This window comes from Thalassotalea ganghwensis (assembly GCF_053485795.1).
Window position 1 is genome coordinate 42,075 of the sequence record NZ_JBQRUM010000002.1, and the last position, 18,417, is coordinate 60,491.

Below are 18,417 nucleotides of genomic sequence, written 5' to 3' on the forward strand. Positions count from 1 at the left end.
ATTTGATGAGCATAAAAGCAAAAAACTTGATTCTTATTAGAACAACAGCTGTTTGTCGTTGTGGTCGCTCTATTTAAATTAATCACCTATACAAAGCAGAAACAAACGAGATACACACTCTTTCAACTATTTTGACTACAATAACATGCTATAGAGCGACGCGTTATTTTGAGGGGTATGCATGCCAACGCAGTTATCAATGTCAAAAAAGATCACTTATTTTGTTGGTGGTTCAATCAGTTTACTGATCACCATTTGTTCTGTGTTCTTTGTGGATCATGTCAGTAAAATTGAACATGAAAAATCGGTGACTCAAGTAGCCCAGCTAACTGAAAACACAGCCATCAAAATTGCTGGCATTCTTGCTGAGCACGGCAGAATATTAGAAATGTTCTTTCAACGCAGTGATATTCAAGGTTTATTGTTAAACCACAGTGATAATAATGAAATCACCTTCACTAAACCTGAGCAAACTAGCGTTATCGATAATTTTGTCAACACTGCTAAACGATACCCCTCAATTGACAACTTTTTTGCCGCTGACATTGATTCTGGGCATTATATTGATGGCGCAGGGATATACAACGGTGCAACTTATGACATTCGCACCCACCCTTTATTCATGTCACTGCGCGGCTTAACAAAAACAACGTTTGCTGACCCTTCGGTAGATCAACGCAGTAATAAGCTGGTCAGTGTTATTTACTACCCATTAAAAGATAAAAATGGCGACCTGATTGCTACTACAGGCATTGATTTAGACAACCAAGCAATAAAAGGCATTATTGATAAACTCAAACTAAATCAGAACGGCCAGGCATTTTTAGCGACTAAACAAGGAAAAATCGTTTTATTTCCGTTTAATAATAAACCTCAATATGATGCTAAAGCGGGTAAAGTCGAGTTATGGATCGAGAATCTTGATGAACACGAGCCGAACTCTTCAGGTTTTGCAATGCTTCAAGAGGCTATCATCAACCATGACAATCAAATTCAGCATGTTAATTGGAATGGTGATCAGCAGTTAGTTAAATTGCAAACTATCAGCCATGAAAGTCTTGATGGAGAATGGATGCTTGGTTTTATGGTGCCGCAGTCGATAATCGAAGAACCCGTGTTCAATGTGATGCTTGCGACGATTATAGGCGCGATCACTATTATTTTTAGCATTATTACCATCACTTACCTTATTGCTCGACAAGTCAGCCAACCAATTGTTGCAGTGGCAGTAGCATTAGAAAACATTTCCCAGGGTGACGCTGATTTAACCCAACGGTTACCCATTGTCTCAAAAGATGAAACTGCTCGAGTAAGTCAGGCGTTTAACGATTTTGTCGCTCGTATTCAAAAGGTGATCATCGACAGTGGAAATATCGCCAATAATGTCGGTCATATAGCGACAGATGTAAGTCACGCTACGCAACAAAATTATCAGGGTGCCAATCAACAAAAACAAGAGGTTGATTTGGTTGCTGCTGCAGTCAATGAAATGGCGGCTACCGTAGAGGAAATTTCAAACAATGCCAACACTGCCAGTGAAATGGCAGATCAAGCAAGTGATACAACGACTGCAGGAGAAACGTTAGTTAACGAGACCGTAACGTGTATTAGCACGTTAGCTAATGAAATGGAAACCACCTCAGAACAAGTCAAAAAGCTGCGCTCTCAAACCGATAATATCGGTAGTGTTCTTGATGTGATCCGAGGGATTGCAGAGCAAACTAACTTACTCGCGTTAAATGCGGCTATCGAGGCTGCTCGAGCTGGTGAACAAGGAAGAGGTTTTGCTGTTGTTGCCGACGAAGTCAGAAACCTTGCAAGCAAAACTCAAGAATCTACCGGGAATATTCAAACGATTATAGAGCAACTGCAGCAAGAAGCAGTAGACGCCGAACAGTCGATGCTTAATGGATATGATCAAGCCAGACATAGTGCCAAACAAAGTGAACTGTTATTAGCATCACTTCAACAAACAAAAGAAGCCGTTGATAAAATCAAAGAAATGAATGCTCATATCGCCGTTGCAACGTCACAACAAACCACGGTTGCAGCAGAGCTCAATCAAAATATTAGTAGTATTCATACGCTGGTCGATGCGTCAACTAACGCTTCGCACCAACAAACCTTAGATATGGAAAACTTACAACAGTTATCTACAACATTAAATGACACTATCGAGCAATTTAAAATAGCCTAGCACTAGTTAATTTTGCTTAGGCGAGCCATTCTCAGCTTCAAACGATTTGAGGACTTGATCAAGAAGCTGAGGATCAATCACCCATTAAAAATGACACCATTAAAATTAACATATGGCTCTTGCCATAGGTAACCATAGGTAGTCATAGTATCAGAGTCACTGAAGTTTTTACTACGCTTATCCAAAATAACGTTACTAAAACGTTTAACTTGTGCAGCACTATTAGCAACTTAATCATTAATAACTTATCAATGGCAGCCTATTGCTAGAAGGCAGTGTACAAACTTCTAGACAATCACACCGTTTACCAGCAATGTCGGCATCAAAAATACCAAACTAAAGGCAAGTGAACCCGTTATTATAAAAGCACCGCAAGTAAATGCAGAGTGCACAAGGTAAATGCGAGGTCGAGTAAGTGCCGAAGCTTTAACTCCGGCAATACAATGTGTAATAAACTTTCCAATCTTAGTTTTAATCGCGCAGATACGCAAAAGAATGGGTTGGTAATACAATAATAAAAAGCCAAACGCTAATTCAATGCCACCAAAGTCGACGATCAACATTAGCTCAGGTGCAAAAGGAATGATGACTGCCATTGCAGCTATGAAGAAACACTTTTGAATAACACCCAATTTACTCCACATTGAACAGCCCCTTCCCGTTAACTAATTGGTATTAAATATTATGCGACTAAAACAATAGTCTTCACGATAAGCAAAGTATTACAGTCGAGGGGGAATTTTTTCAATAATCGCAATTTATCTTAACTGAATGAATAAATGAGCTAACTTCTACCAAAGGTGTTTATTGTTGGTCTAATTTTATGATTAGCTGCATTCATTGTTATTATCAATGGTAAACCCAAAATATAACAAGAATTACAAACGTTAGCTTTTCTATATAGCCTTGCAGTTGTAGTGCTCTACTATTACTTACTTACTTAATTACTTACTTAATTACTTACTTGATTACTTACTTGTGATGAAAAGACGCCTTGTCGCGATAAAACAACGTTCAAACCAACAACTAGAGCGTGTTGATTTTTGATGTACATTTTTGCAGCAGTTCATTTGAAATTTATACAAAACAGAGCCTATGTCATGTGGTTATTCCCCATAAATAGGCAATAACGAAGTAGAAATTTCAAATGGGCGCTGTCCTTGGGATTCGTTTAAACGTGATTTACTCGTTGTTATAACTCATTTGTATAGAATAACTATACGGTATTCGCTACGCGTCGATTAAATCACGTTTAACTCGAACAAAATTTGTATCGCAAAGGTCAACACGCTCTAGCCTTTATCGATAAAAACGAAACGTCTAATGTAAATATTGAGTTTGATGGCAGCTTTAATCGATCAATCTCGGCACATTCAGAGGAAATATCGAAAGGCACAACCCATAACTTTAGTTGCGCTTTATCATCATAGTTAAAAGCGTGTTGTATTGGTTGTTGGAAATCTTCGTGATAAGGGTAAATTAAGAAGAGCTCACCGTGCCCGCGTAAGTATTTATGACCATAAGCAAACATTTGATAAAAATCGCTTTGCGACAAGCCATATTTAGCCTTTTCGTCATCTTTACCCGTGTCACTCACTAACTTCCATTTGGTGTCCAGCACTGCGGCGTGGCGTTTATTGTTTGCATTTTTAAGCAATAAATCAGGTTTTAACTGAAAACGCTTTTTCCCTTTATGGTTAACTAAGTACTCAGAGCTTGCTTGGGTTTTAAGCTCATATCCCGTTGGAATTTGTTTTTTCAACACACTCGCCACATAGCTTTCAAAAACTGCTTCCATTGGAAACAGCAACGAAAACGCCTTGTTTTTTCCTTGCATAGTTAACGGCGAAAACCCTTGCAAAATTAGCCTTGCCCAGGCTATCGGCGTTTCGTAATGAGCCATCCCTCTATCGAGATTTACGCTGGCTAAATCATGGTGAATATTAGCGCTCATGGGTATATCAGCAAAAGCGAATAACAATTCTCTTAACAGCTTTTGGTTATTAGCACTACGGCTGTAGTTTCCTACTTTTTTTAATGCTGAATGAATCAAACGATTAACAGGTCTGTCTTGAAGATACTCCTCATATTCAACATAAAATTTGTGTTTATTGACAACATTATGTTGAACTTGCTTCCCCACCAATAACTTTCCTTTTAAAAACGCTAAATTGTCTTCGCAGCGAATATAGTCACTACGTAACCCTCGCTTAATCAGCGTATTCACTGAGGCCAAAAATTGACTGATAAACACTTCTAGCAACGGCATTTTATGCTTAGCTAAGTTAGCGTTGTTCGTTTTAAGGTGACGAAAACGCTTCAACGTTTTCAACATATTAAGTAAAGCGTCTTGCGCGTGCTTTGCTCTGGTTTCAATAGTGTCGAACGCTGCACCTTTCTTAGCTACCTTAGGCAACACCTCGATTTGTGTCCCATCAGGAGTCAGTATAACCCCGGCGTAGTTTGTTAACTGTAATACGTCGCAGCCGTCGATAAAGCTTGGCCGTAAAAAACGACTTTCAGATTCATCACACGCACTCAATCGTTTTAAATAGTCATAGGCTTTAACTGATATCACCTCAATTCGCGGTGATTTATCCGCTTTGTCACCGACACCCAAATAGCCAAACTCAAACACTGAGACTTGGTGTTTCACCTTTAGCATTAGGCGTTTATCGCCTCTTGATTGACATTGGGCGAGTCGAGCGCTTCGGCATTGTCTTTAGCATAAGCACTCAATGCTTTTGGCAAAACCGAAGGGTCATAAATAGCTTGATAAGCCAATGCGTTATGCCATGCACCATTAACATCATTAAAGTCAGCAAGTTGATAAGTTGTCTTTTTATCTTCGTAAGTTTCTAAGCCATGGCCTTCACCAAAAACTTCATCGTATGAAGCGGTATTTTCTTGGACAAAGACAAACTGACGCAACAGCTCGGTGTTTTTGCGATTATCACCAAGCACTAAACGAATTTTGTTCCAATCTTCAAAAAAGTATTCTTCTAACAATGGAATAATTTTATTTTTAAACACCTGTTGTAATTTAATAAAAGCCGCGTCTTCCCCTTTTGCATTTAGTACATCAATTACCGGCATAAAAAAGGCGTGGCCTAGTGTGTGCTCGCGATCATAAAGTACTTCTATACGCTGATTCATTGTTGAGAGAAGCGTGTCTAGCTCGATATCAAAGACCGTTTTACCAGAAAATAGTTCTGGCTTAGGCATCATTTCAATAAAATCGAAACGACGACGCAGAGCCGTATCCATCATGGCTAGCGATCTATCGGCGGTATTCATCGTACCAATAAGGTATAAGTTATTGGGTACTGAAAATGGTTTTTGAGGCGTATAAGATAGATTTATCGTTAACGCCTCAGGAGGTTCTTTTCCATCAACATCTGTGCCTGAGCGCTTAGTAGGCTCTATTAAGGTGATCAGTTCACCAAATATTTTTGAGATATTCCCGCGATTAATTTCATCTATGATTAACACATAATTTTGATTAGCTTGTCTGAGCGTTTCCGTTATCGCTAGCTTGTGCTTTTCGATTAACTCAAATACATCATGTGGTTTAACTCGCCATAAATGATAAAAGGTTTTCTGCGTTAAGGTAACGCCACCGTTAATATCAACAATAGGTAAGTTCACATTTTTAACCAGCCAGTTTACCGGTAAAACGTGACCGAAACTTTTTTGCAGTGGATGCCCTTCTGGCTGATGATAGTATTCTCCCGACACGATACCAACAGCTTTTATTGTGCTGACACTAGAAAGCACCACAACAACATCGCCAACATTGGCATTTTGAGAAAACTCAATAACAGAGCTTTTTTCATTTCGCCCTAATCCCTTAAAATAAGTGAGGTTTTCTTCGGTAAGGCTATCGGGAGAATTTAAGTTACCCGTTTTACCCCAACCAATGCGCGCGATATTTTGCTCGAAGCAATCGTTACACACTTGACTTTCTCCCGCCCATTCAATGGAAATTTTCCACACTTTAGGCTTAAGATTTTCCTTTAACAACGCTTGATACTTATCACCTTTAGCATCTTCACAGATACTTTTAAAAACCCCGTCTTCAACTTGATAATGAATATTACCCTCATCATCGTTTTTTGCTTTTAGCCCTTCAACAAATTCTTCGTAACCATAACTTTGATGAAAGGTAACAAAACGTATACGCTTTTTAGCCACTAAGGACTTATACGCCTGTTCAAGTTTTTCTCTGACCGTACCATCATTTGGCTTGACTGGCTCATTGATAATGGAGTCGTAAAGCAAAGGCTCAGCAGCCTTCACGGCGACTTCTATCGTATGATAGGTTTTACCCGTACCCGGCGGGCCATACAAAATTTGATTTAATGGCAGCTTTTCAGCCTTCATATTGGTGTCATGGTTCATCGCTGCGGGTAGTCTTGATTCGTCACTTACTTCATCATCTAATTGTGACCATAGAAATCTTCCATAGTCTGCAACACTGTTATATTTTTCAGGATCATAGCTCAGCATGAGCGCTTGATAGTAATCAGGAAAAGAAGGTTTTCCGGGCAGGTCGATTAATTCATCTAATTTATCTTTCGAAAAAATATTAACAATACTCGGCTCATCTCGGTTTTGATATAAAAACGCGATTTTCCATTTGAAGATGTTAGCCAATGCCATGGTATCTATGGCATCTAGATCATTTTCTTGTGCTGCTTCAATCACTGACAATATACAAGCCTTTACACTAGTGAAAGCATCGAGCTCTGTTTCTCCAAAGCGGCTGAACCACGCATATTCTTGCCCTTGAATTGCGCCTACTCTTTCTTTTATTTCTTTTTTCTTCGGGTCTCTTTTGAAAATACCAAATTTATAGGAAGGTGAACCTTTTATATTGGCAATCGCTTGCGTTTTTGTTTCAACCCAATAAGTAAACGTCGTTTTATCCTCAACACCAACATACTGTTCTAAGGTCATGTTTTTAACACGTTCTATTGGCCACTCGGCTAAAAACTCATCCCACAAGGTTTGCAAATCGTTCATTGGTACTTCCTTTGTTATTTCTTTTTCGTTTTCGCGGCTTTTCGTTCACTGGCTTTAGCGGCCTTTTCCAATTTCTGTGCCTGTTCACGAGCGGTTTTAATGCGCTCAAGCAGTTTATCAGCGGGTTCGTCGTTAGGGTCTTGCGGGACTAATTCACCGCGAAACGCTTTGGCTAAAATGGCTTGGGTCAAGTTATCTACTCGTCCTTTGGCATTGGCAAGGTGCTTTTCCAAGGTATCGGCTAAGGCAAAGTATTGTTCGACTAAGCGGACGATTTCGGTTTGTTCTTCAACTGGAGGCACCGGAACTGCCATTTGTTTCATAGTGCTCAACAACAAGTTATTTACAGCTGAGCCGGTTGAACTTTTCAATAACCGTTCGCTAGCATCTCTCAAGTAAAAAGACATATACTTTTCATTCATATAAGGTTTTATCAATTTAATTACTGCAACACTTTTTTGAAAAGTCGATTTCTCAGTTAAAGGGCTTTCTTGAGCAATTGCCAATTTACCCACTGTAGCTCCAGTATTTACAATACAAATATCACCAGCTTCGAGATTAGTTCTCTGATGTACTTCTTGAAATTCTTTTTGATTTATTTCACGAGCGTTTAGGTAATGTAGCTTGCCATTTTTAACATCTTTGGCAGATAAGAAATAATATCCAGAGTTCGCTTCATCAACACAGTTACCATGTTTACCGTCGGTCACCAACAAACTGATAGATATTAAACGAGCCCAACCCCACCCTTCAGGTAGCTCGCTTAGAGGCTCATCAAAAGGTAAAGGAATATTTTGCTTAGAGAGTTTAATAGCTCCAGATTTTATTAATTCTTCTCTTTTCTTTGCTATATCTTTTAAAGGACTGAGAAGCATTTTATTCTCCCCACGCCATTGTTCGGTGAGTTTGCCGGAAACTGCGGCGGAGAGCACGGATTGGCGAAAGCGTTTGATGATTTCTGGTAAGCTGTTGAGCCGTTGTTGAATGGTGTCGACCTGCGCCAATAAGCCATCGAGCTTTTCAACAATACGTTTTTGTTCTGGTAGTGGTGGAAAACCTATAGTATGAGCCTTGATAATTTGCTGCGAAATATTTGGCTGTGCTCCACCTTTACCTTTATCAATAAAGTTTTGCTTTTCATTTTTAAGAAGATAATAAAGAAATTCAGTATCCGTAACATCATCTATAGGCTGACCAACAGCACATGCCTGATTAGTTGTAGCGTCAAAGTCTAAAATAGAAGTTTTACCTATAGTGGCACCATACATCGCTATTGCAACTGATCCTTTAGAGAAAAGTTTGGCACTAGAGTTTTTAACTCCTAATTCAGTAATGTACTCAGAAGCCTCTTTTAACCGTCTCGGACCGAGATCACCAGTTTTTACCCACGGGATATCACCACCGTAATAAGAGCTTTCACTTCTTTTTGGTGTACCTCCTGCTCCCCATTTGGCTATTGCATCTAAAGGTGTATCAACCCACCCCTTAGGCAACTTAAGTATTTTTTGTTGGGCCATTATTCAGCGCCCTCAATAACTTTTTTCTCCAATCCAAACTCTTCCGCCAGCAAGGCTACTTGTCCTTCGGCTTGCTCGCTCGCACCAAGTTCATGCATCAGTTGATTCATTTCACGCAAGGCTTCGGTGAGTTCGGTCATCGCTTCGGTGGCTAATACCTCAGGCTCAGGCAAATTGGCGGCATCGTAAATGGTGTTGTCTTTTAGCCAGGTGATATCTAGGCTATCGCCTTTATCGCGAATGTAGTCACGAGAGAATTTACGCCAACGGGCGCTCTCTATACGCTCAGGGCTGTCTGTCTTTTCTTCATCAGCGACGTCAGCAGTACACCCCAAAATATGATAAACGCCTTCAGTACGCTCGCTCTGGCCATTGGCATCGTCTCCGTAGGCATTAACAAAACTTTCCAGATACTTTTCAGAGAAACTATTGCGTTTGCCAAAGGTTTGCATGTTGGTTCTCAGGTCGTACACCCAAGTCTGTGTGGTACAGCCTTTGTCTTGGGTTGGGTTATTGGGCGCGCCTTTTTGAAAGAACAATACGTTGGTTTTAACGCCAGCGGCGTAAAAAATACCGGTTGGCAGTCGCAAAATGGTGTGCAGGTTGCATTTGTCCATTAAGTCTCGACGAATTTCTGTGCCTCGCCCCCCTTCAAATAGCACGTTATCAGGGATCACCACGGCAGCTCTGCCGCCAGGCTTTAACGCTTCAACGATGTGTTGCATAAAACACAGTTGTTTGTTGGACGTTGGGTAAACAAAGGTACGGGTAATGTTGGTGCTGCTGCCAGCACCAAACGGCGGGTTAGTTAATATCACATCCGCTTTGGGTAAGTGTTCACCGGCGGCACCTAAGGTATTACCTTCGCGAATCGCCCCTTCGTTTTCATCCCCTTCAATGTCGTGTAACAAGCAGTTCATGAGCGCTAAGCGTCGAGTGCCCGGCACAAGCTCTAAGCCGACAAACGCTTTGGTCATTTGAAATTCTTGGTCATCATCGTCAAGATCAAACAGGTTATTGGTGATACTTTTTACATAGCGATCGGCTTCAATTAAAAAACCTGCGGTGCCCGCTGCGGGATCTTGAACAATTTCACGCGGCTGAGGTTTCATGATCTTCACAATGGTGTTGATCAATGAACGAGGGGTAAAGTATTGGCCAGCACCCGATTTAGTTTCGTTGGCGTTCTTTTGCAGTAGCCCTTCATACATGTCACCAAAGTCATCGCGACTTTTACTGCTGGTGCCATCGCCGGTTTCATCGCTCCACTGCAGTTTATCCATGCTGGTAATTAATTCATTTAATTGGGCAGGTTGAGTGATGGTGGTATTCACGTTTTGGAAAATAGCACGGACAATGGCATGTTCATCTGCGCCGAGCTGAACGAGCAAACTACGATAAAACTGGTGTTGCTCTTGGCCGATCTTGGCTTTGAGATCGCGCCAACGAAAACCTTGTGGTAATAAATCTTCTTCTTGGCCAGTTTCTTCACACATTTTTAGAAACAGCAGTGACGCTAATTCGTTGACGTAGTTTTGATACGATACCCCACCATCTCGCAGGTTATCGCATAGTTTCCATAATTTATTGACTAAATCAGTATTGTTCATGTTTGCTCTCTTGCGCTGCAACAACTGAACTGCAGCGCTCATTATAAATTGGTTGAATTGTACGTGTTTTTGCCTGCTTTGGCTTTGCTTTTACTGTGACTTTTACTAGGTATTGCCAGGTTTAAGCAGGTTCGTCCCATATATATTCATAAAACTGCGATAGTATGCTTGATAATTCATCTTCAAAGATGGTTTCAAGTTTGCGTTTGCCGCCACTGCGCTTGTAATTTCCAGTTTTGAACGTAGTGTCATCCAAGACCACTTGTTGTTTAATGCTAGAGGCTAAACGCTCTAACCAACTGAGTTGTGCTGAGTTCCAGTTTTTACTTTGTTTAATTTTATCAAGGGCGTGATCAACTCGCTCATCAAAGGGTAACAAGGCATTGCCTATTGCTGCGCGGCGAATATGGCCAATTAATCGAGCGGCAATATCTTGGTTTTTCGTCGCTTGCCATGCTTTACGCAGTGTTGATTCATCGTAATGTTTTGCATCGAACCATTCTTGTAACTCAAGCAAGGACTTACGGGTTAAATCACGCGGGCGGTTAATAATGGTTGCGATAGCTTGTTGCTGGTTAATCGAAGTATCGACCAGTTTATCAAAGGATTCTAAAAAGTCTTCAGGCTGGTCGAAATCTCCCCAAACATGGGTGACAGTGACCACTTCATCTGGAATATCAGTAAAAATAGGCATATCACGCAACTCGTTGAGTTTGGCTTTTAACTGCTCTAATCGATTGACAAAATTAGGCAGGCCGTTAAGTATTTCTGCCGATTGTTTTGGCCCTTTCGTTTTTAATGTATTGGGTAAACTGAGGAAATCACAACCTGCTTTGGTAGCGAGTAGTTCGTCAAAGCGTTTAATTTGGCTGTCGACTTCTTTTGAACGGTCTCGATTACATTGCGCGTGACTGGTAATTCGTTGCAGCTTTGCCACCAATTGTTCATGGCTATGCTCAGCAAAACATCTGCCATCGGCTTCTATCGTTTTATAAGTGTCATCTGACGTTATTTCATTAACCAAGGTTTGAATGTCGACTTTAGGGCGAACAACCACTGGACGCATAGTATCGACACTTTGCAAGGTACTATAAAGATTAACGGCATCGAATATTTTAAAACTGGTTTTTCCTACCTCTGGGCATAACCGAGTAGCACGCCCTTTCATTTGTTCATATAAAATCCGGCTACGTACTTTACGCATGAACACCAAATTACAAATTTTAGGAATATCAATACCTGTGGTAAGCAAGTCAACCGTTACGACAATGTTAGGTAAGCGCTCTTTTTTAAAGCGGGTAATGAGGCTTTGTACTTTTTTGCTGTCTTTGTCTGAGTCGCCGGTAATTTTGATAATGGCGTTATGCTCAAGCGTTGGGTATTTTTTCTTAAACGCGGTGCGTAACTCTTCAACTACGATATCGGCGTGGGTGTTGTTAACGCAAAACACCAAGGTTTTTTGCTGTTCGACATTGGTTGGGTCGAGATGATTAACGAGCTCCTCACAAACCACCTGATTAAAGTTGGTTGCGATTAAACTTCTATTAAAATCGGCAACTTCAAAGTTTTGTTCATCTGCTAATGTGTCGTTTTGCAGTTCACCTTGTGGCGTTAACCGCATCACTTCACTGCCAGCTGTCATCTTGACGCCATCTTGCGATAACTTGGTAACAATTTTTATTGGCGGGTCTTGATCGACTAAATGACCATCTATGACGGCTTTACGATAACTGTAGCGATAAACAGGTTGCCGTTGCTCACCACCAAAAATATCAACTGTGTGTAATGCAGGTGTGGCGGTAAGGGCGATTTTAACTGCATCAAAGTGATCGATAATGCGGCGATAAGAAGAGATAAAGTCCTCAAGGTTTCTAAACTTTTCCTCTCCTTCTGTTTGTTCTTTATCTAAAATGTAACCTCGGTGCGCTTCATCAATAATAATACAGTCATAACGGCCAACAGGCATAACCTCATCACTTTGTAATGTGCGTTTAACTAATGATTGTACCGTTGCGACGTGGATTTTGGTGGCATCATCGGGGAACCTATCGGTTAAATTACTGACCTTAAAAATCGATTTAAAGGTATCACCTTTAATATTGGTATCTTCAAATGAGTCTAACGCTTGCTCACCTAATGAGGTTCTATCAACTAAAAATAACACGCGCTTAAAACGTTTTGACTGGATTAAGCGATACATCAGAGCTATCGCGGTGCGGGTTTTACCTGTTCCTGTTGCCATTGCTAATAAAATATCTTGCTGGCCCCGAACGATTGCGTTTTCGACCGCTTCAACCGCTTCTTTTTGATAGTAACGAAGACCTAAATCATCACTTATTGGGTGTTGGCTGAACCAATTATTGTAAAGTTGGTTGTCGCTTTCTAATTTTGCGACAAGTTCTTCAGGCCTATGCCACTCGGGTAGTGCCTTAGCCATATTGGTTGCGTGACGAACATCACGATACCAAATACCGCTTTTTGTTCTAACGGCGGCTCGATACTCTCGACCGTTGGTTGAGAAGCAAAACGGAATGGTATAATCCGCCCCGGTTGTGTCTTGCCACGTTGGCAGATATTGAGGAATGGCCTCATTTATCTGCTCTGGCTCTGCGTGCGATATCTCTTGTCGCAATAGGTTAAAATCAAATGTTTTAGCGTAGCGATAAGCCTCATTTAATTTATCACAAACATCTTTGTTTTCTTTTTTGGCTTCTATAACGGCAATGGGTTTTAGACCAACAAATAATACGTAGTCAGCAAAGCCAAGCTTGCCTGTTTCATCGATGCCTGTAGGCCATTCCGCGATAGCCATATTTCTACCAACTTGCGGGCGCGTACCATTGCTATATTTAAGAACTTTTGTGTCTGCATCCCAACCCGCTTTTCGTAATTGAGCATCAATGATGAAACGTGTTTCTTGTTCGGAAAGGTTAAGGCCACGCTTAGCCGCCGATTTACGTATTTCTTTGTGGTATGCGTTACGCGCTTCTTTTGTCTTACTAGCAAGTTCTATATCTTTTGCTTTTAACTCGGCTTCAAGCGCCTTTATTCTTGCCTCTGCCTGAGATTGTGTTTCCTCTTGCTTAGACTCTAATATTGAAATGTAACCTTGCAGACTGACAACGGTATTTTCTTTTTCAGCAAGTTCTTCATCTGAATTCGTTCTTTGGTTATGGGCTTTTAGTAACTTTTCTTTTAAATCAAGAATTTCAGCTTCCATTACCGCGCCCAAATCACCTTTGGGCAAAACAAACTCTGGCAACTTAAAATCAAGCTGTTGTGTTTTTAAACTGTAAAACCAACCGGCTAATTTAAAAGCTATGCGTAGCGTCATTTCCGCATCTGGTAAGTCATCATGATATTCATGTACGGCTTTGTTACCAACTTTACGTAATTTATGAAATACCTGGATGATTTCACTACTTATACCGGGGACTCTGGCTAACTCTCTAACAATTTCGAGCTGCGTTTCGGTACGTTCAATTTTTAATGCTTGAGCAAGCTTTTTAGCAATCGCTTCGCCAAAGATACGAAGCTTAGACATAGTAGTATTTGGATCGCCTGGGTAGTTGCGCTCCGCAGCTAGCGCTATTTGATATAGCTGCTCGTCTATTTCTTTAAGAAAATAAAAGTTTGATTGCTTCATCTATTAAAAATCCTTATGCCGCCTTACGTACCAAAGCAAGCGGTGCTCCAATATTTTGTTATGTTGTGATGCTTCTGTTTTTATTCCTAGTCGCCTCATCCAATTAGAAAACGTTTGATGATGATTCAAGCCTAGTATTTTTGTTGCTTGCTTTTTAACATTACTACTGCCTTAAATGCGACCAGAATATTTTATTATATTTTTCAGATAATTGAACTATATCGATAGTATCATTAAATGACAAGCACACCGCCTAACTCATCGTTTTCGTTAACGATTTTAAGAAGGTATTTTTTGATAGCGCTTAACTCGCTGGGGGATAACGAAAAATACGTTTCACTTCTCCCTTAAAAGATAGAAGTGTATTTTTCAATATTCTCTATAAACAAAAAGAAAGGCAGCTAATGGCCCCTCTTTACTTGCATTAGACAGGATTTAGGTTAACTACATTTTTAACCAACTATGGTGAACAGATTGTGCTAATGATTTATCAGTAAATATTAATGAAGGAGCGCGACCATAGCCAATATCTTTTGCTACGGTAATGTTACCGTCTGTAACGCTAGGTGAAAATTCAATATCTCTTTCATTACCTATCGCAGTTAATTTAAGAACCAAATTGCCATTTTCAATACGCCAAGGAAACATTATTGATTCACCGTTATCCACCATAGTTGCTTCTTCTTCACTAAAGGTTATCTCATTTAATGTAGGATCCGGCTCAAGATCACTTTCTGAACAGTAACTTCTGTCACAGAAACTATCATCATTCAAAAAGTAGACAGTTTTACCAACAAAGTCCACGTCTGACCAATTGTGTGATTCAAGAAAGTTTTGGGGTGATGTAACAATTAGATCTTTATCGGCAATTGGTACTTGTAGTGCTAAATTATGAGAAACATAGATAAATTGGTCCCTTTCGCCACCAAAATTTACTACATCTCCATCAATGGAGTATGAATGAGGACTACCGCCATTAATACTTGCCTGGCCTTGACTAAAATTTACTATGCGAATTTCTTCTCTAGAATAAGCATCAAAATTAGTACTAAACATATAAAGATCACCATTTAGATAGTCCTCTAATGAGGTTATCGCTTTAAAATGAGTAACCTGACCATTTATAACAACGACATTAACCTTATCTAGGTCCACTGCAGCGTTTACCAAGTCAGTATTAATATACTCAGCTAGCTTTACCGAATATGCACTTAAGTCACTAACATTATTGTTTTCCAGAGCCACCGATAACTTTCTAGTTAAACCGCGTGCGATTGCATGCGCTTGAGCGGCCTCATTACTATCTTGTACGACATAATCATTTGCTATTAAATTTTCTTCTAAACCAAGCTCAGCAGCAATATCAGCCATTGATTTGTTGCTATCTAAATAGTCTAACGTTGTAAATGGTGTAACAACATGTTCACTGTTCTCACTAATTTCAGCTGCTAATTGATAGCTATTCCCGACAAAACCCACTCTATCTTGGTCTTTAGTTTGCCCTGCAATTATCGTTGCCAGCACTACACCGCTAGCAAAGTTATCTGGTAAAGTGATTTCGCCATGTTCATCGGTCTCCCCAACTGCTTTACAATCTGTTTCTCCTGTTGGTATCACACAGACCTTAGCTTTATCCAAATAACCATCAATAACTTTTAAAGTTATTGCTTTCATTGTAGGAGTTTGACTTGGCTTTTCTGAGACATCTTCAGAGCTGGAAGAGCCGCCACAGGCTGTTAATGTTAAGAAACAAAACGCTGATAACGTTGATTTTTTATACATAATATTACTTCTTCTGAATAAGTTAAAAAATAAATGCGAATAAATGAGTACTTAACATGGATCAAAAGTCGCTTGCTGATTCATCAGCTTGCATCATAAAGGCCTCTTGGCGTTTGTACTCTTCAAGCTTTGAGTACAGCGTTGCTTTACATGGATTATCATCACTGAAGCAGTCGTACTCTGCCCAACCATAGTGCTTGTTATAATGAAAGATATTGGAATGAACAAAAAGAGGACTGGTATTTAAACCATAATTTGCATGCCAAGGCTTTTCACTTGGTGCATTGGGTGCCATACCGCGCCCAAACGTTAGGTCAAGTGCCGTTAATAATGCCTGTCCGTCAGCATCATTATCCGTTATTAATTCCACTGAATATAAGCGATTGTCAAAATATCCAAACTGAATATCTGACAATTTTGCACCACCAATTCGCTTATCTAAGTCACCATTGTAGTGATAAATACTAATTAAGCCGTCTTGCTTAATTAGTGTCATATCCCCGCTTAATGGCTGACTCCACTTGAATTGACGAAACCCACTAATAGTGTCCTTCTTTCCCCCAACGTTGAATTCACTGCCATCCTTATGCTTTGGCGCCATTAATGGTCTATCGTTGTACCACCATTTAGTTCGGCTTTCTGCATTGCGCCTTTGTGCCTGCTGCCAAGACTTTTTGACAGAACTAACCGCTTCTGAGACACTGCCCCCAACAGTTTCCACTGTGGTTTGGCAACCTTGGGTGAGCAATACTGCTGAGATTAAAAGTGGTAATTTACCCCTTAACATATACATTCCCCTTTACTAATTACCTAACATGTTCTTAAGCAGATTAACGCCTACTTTTCCCATTGCTTTCTGTGCGTTTTTGCATTTTTCTGAGAGTTCATCTTGCATCATTTCTTCTTGGCACTCCTCTATCACCTCAGCCAATAAGTTAGGATCCTTTACCAGCTCTTCAACGGTAGGCGTACCACAGGCAGTTAATAAAAAAACAGGTGTAAAGATGATTGTTTTTCTGAGTAAATTCATTGAGTTTTCCTTTATTATGATCAATTAGGTAGAATAAAAAGTTAGTCTTGTGAGCACAGACTTGGCTTGTTGACATGTGACGCATCTACTGGATAAAGAAGAGCATCGTTGCAAGAGTCTGTGCTACAGAATTTAACGCCATAGTCAAAGTCTCTGGTATTGATATTGTCGAGTAGAATGATTGGCTGATTTGAGATATGCACAAGCTGGGCATTCTCTTCTAACAACGGGCTACCTTTAGCAACCCGAACAAGTTGTATTTCTTCGTCAAGTGAACTTGTTGATTTATCAATAACGAGTTCATATAGCTCACACATACGTGAGGGGCTACCAAGATCTGATATATATAACGATTGATCGCATTCATTTAATGAAGATAAGGCATGTCTTAGTTTATATGGAGAATCACTAAAGGAGGCAATTAAATAGTTCATCATACGCTTAGCATTGACTAAGCCTGCACCACATCGATCCCCTGAGCAGTCTTCTTCTGCTATCTCTATAGCACTGCTCATAGGCTGAGCAGTTGTTTTTATTAGATTTACAACATCATCATGATTGATGGTTAAGTCATGCTGTAGTGCTAAGCCATGTACAGAAATAGCAAGCGGTGTAGCGAAAGAAGTACCTTCCCACCATCCAGTCGTGCCTTCGAAATTGTATGATATGACATCGTAACCAGCGGTCATAAAATCTATTGCTGAACCGAAGTTTGAACTTTCCCATTTAGTACGTCGCTGATTAGTGCCTCCCACTAGTATCACGCCATCACATTTTGACGTTATTTCAGTATTATGATTTCCCGCTGATGCATATACCTGAACCCCTGCATCAATTGCAAAATTGATAGCTTCTTGTACAGAGTGACTGCACTCGCCATTCATAACTTCACTTGAAATATTAATGAGATCAACTTTAGGTATCACAGGAGCGTTTTTAACTGCATCACCAGCGGCGTAAAGAATCGCGTCAGAAATATCTACCGTGCGAGCCATATTGCACTCAAAAGCACGAATAGGAATTAACTCAGCATCTAATACGCCAGCGATACCAACACCATTGTTCGATATGGCACCGATAATGCCCCCGACCGCGTTACCGTGGCCTGTTTCACAATTATTAGGATCATCTAACGAGCGCCACTCTGAGTTAATCACTTGTCCGAAAGCTTGGAAAAAATTATGGCCTTCATCAGATTTCCAAGGGATATCCTCATGTTCGTTAAAGCCACCATCGATTACCGCAATACGCAGTTTTCTGTTTTGAATTGACGCGTTTACTGCAGCATTTATCTCACTTGAACCGAGGTTCGTTTGATAAGGAGCACCACTAGGCCATTGGCTTTTTTCTTGAGAGTGCCAGTAGTACATTATCGAATAATCTTCATCATTCGGGTCTAAAACAGCCAGCATGGATTCGAAACTTTTGCCTTTAGCCAAACGTTTTTTTTCCTGTGAAGCATTAACCGATGGCTTAAACGAATGTTTTGGAATAGTCACCCATTGCTCACTATTGACATCTGATATGGTTTTCGTTTGCTTGGCATAAACCGCAGGCGCAAAAGCTAAAATTAAACTGCTTACTAAAAACTTTTTCATGATAGCTCCTGA

General features: G+C 40.3%; 11 protein-coding genes. 1 reads left to right on the forward strand and 10 read right to left on the reverse strand.

The annotated features are described in order from the left end of the window. Positions 1-181 precede the first annotated feature (181 nt). Positions 182-2,197, forward strand: a complete 2,016-nt coding sequence (locus tag ACSLUH_RS02090; RefSeq protein WP_448564107.1) for a methyl-accepting chemotaxis protein — start codon at positions 182-184, stop codon at positions 2,195-2,197. A gap of 287 nt (positions 2,198-2,484) precedes the next feature. On the opposite strand, the gene ACSLUH_RS02095 is transcribed toward ACSLUH_RS02090, so the two are convergent. The 10 genes from ACSLUH_RS02095 to ACSLUH_RS02140 form a co-directional block, all read right to left on the reverse strand. Then, the gene (locus ACSLUH_RS02095; RefSeq protein ID WP_448564109.1) at positions 2,485-2,841 is read right to left on the reverse strand and encodes a hypothetical protein; all 357 of its coding nucleotides are present in this window, start codon (positions 2,839-2,841) and stop codon (positions 2,485-2,487) included. A 638-nt stretch (positions 2,842-3,479) separates the two neighbouring features. Then, positions 3,480-4,862 carry an McrC family protein gene (locus tag ACSLUH_RS02100; protein WP_448564111.1) on the reverse strand — a complete coding sequence of 461 codons (1,383 nt, stop codon included), beginning with the start codon at positions 4,860-4,862 and terminating at the stop codon, positions 3,480-3,482. Continuing rightward, a complete protein-coding gene (locus tag ACSLUH_RS02105; RefSeq protein ID WP_448564113.1) occupies positions 4,862-7,222 on the reverse strand; it encodes a DUF8426 domain-containing protein in 2,361 nt (786 codons plus the stop codon). Before ACSLUH_RS02105 ends, ACSLUH_RS02100 begins: the two co-directional genes overlap by 1 nt. Positions 7,223-7,236: 14 nt before the next feature. Then, positions 7,237-8,739 carry a restriction endonuclease subunit S gene (locus ACSLUH_RS02110; RefSeq protein WP_448564115.1) on the reverse strand — a complete coding sequence of 501 codons (1,503 nt, stop codon included), beginning with the start codon at positions 8,737-8,739 and terminating at the stop codon, positions 7,237-7,239. After that, positions 8,739-10,349, reverse strand: a complete 1,611-nt coding sequence (locus tag ACSLUH_RS02115) for an N-6 DNA methylase (protein WP_448564117.1) — start codon at positions 10,347-10,349, stop codon at positions 8,739-8,741. The genes ACSLUH_RS02110 and ACSLUH_RS02115 overlap by 1 nt, the downstream gene beginning before the upstream one ends. A gap of 121 nt (positions 10,350-10,470) precedes the next feature. Beyond that, positions 10,471-13,995, reverse strand: coding sequence for a type I restriction-modification system endonuclease (hsdR, locus tag ACSLUH_RS02120; RefSeq protein ID WP_448564119.1), 3,525 nt, complete (start codon positions 13,993-13,995; stop codon positions 10,471-10,473). Between the two features lie 444 nt (positions 13,996-14,439). Continuing rightward, the gene (locus tag ACSLUH_RS02125; RefSeq protein WP_448564121.1) at positions 14,440-15,777 is read right to left on the reverse strand and encodes a hypothetical protein; all 1,338 of its coding nucleotides are present in this window, start codon (positions 15,775-15,777) and stop codon (positions 14,440-14,442) included. A 61-nt stretch (positions 15,778-15,838) separates the two neighbouring features. Beyond that, positions 15,839-16,564, reverse strand: a complete 726-nt coding sequence (locus ACSLUH_RS02130) for a hypothetical protein (RefSeq protein ID WP_448564123.1) — start codon at positions 16,562-16,564, stop codon at positions 15,839-15,841. 15 nt (positions 16,565-16,579) lie between these two features. Next, positions 16,580-16,807 (reverse strand): EexN family lipoprotein, encoded by a 228-nt coding sequence (locus tag ACSLUH_RS02135; protein ID WP_448564125.1) that lies wholly within the window; start codon positions 16,805-16,807, stop codon positions 16,580-16,582. A gap of 41 nt (positions 16,808-16,848) precedes the next feature. Further along, positions 16,849-18,405: a S8 family peptidase gene (locus tag ACSLUH_RS02140; protein ID WP_448564127.1), complete on the reverse strand. Its 1,557-nt coding sequence runs from the start codon at positions 18,403-18,405 to the stop codon at positions 16,849-16,851. Between the last annotated feature and the right edge of the window lie 12 nt (positions 18,406-18,417).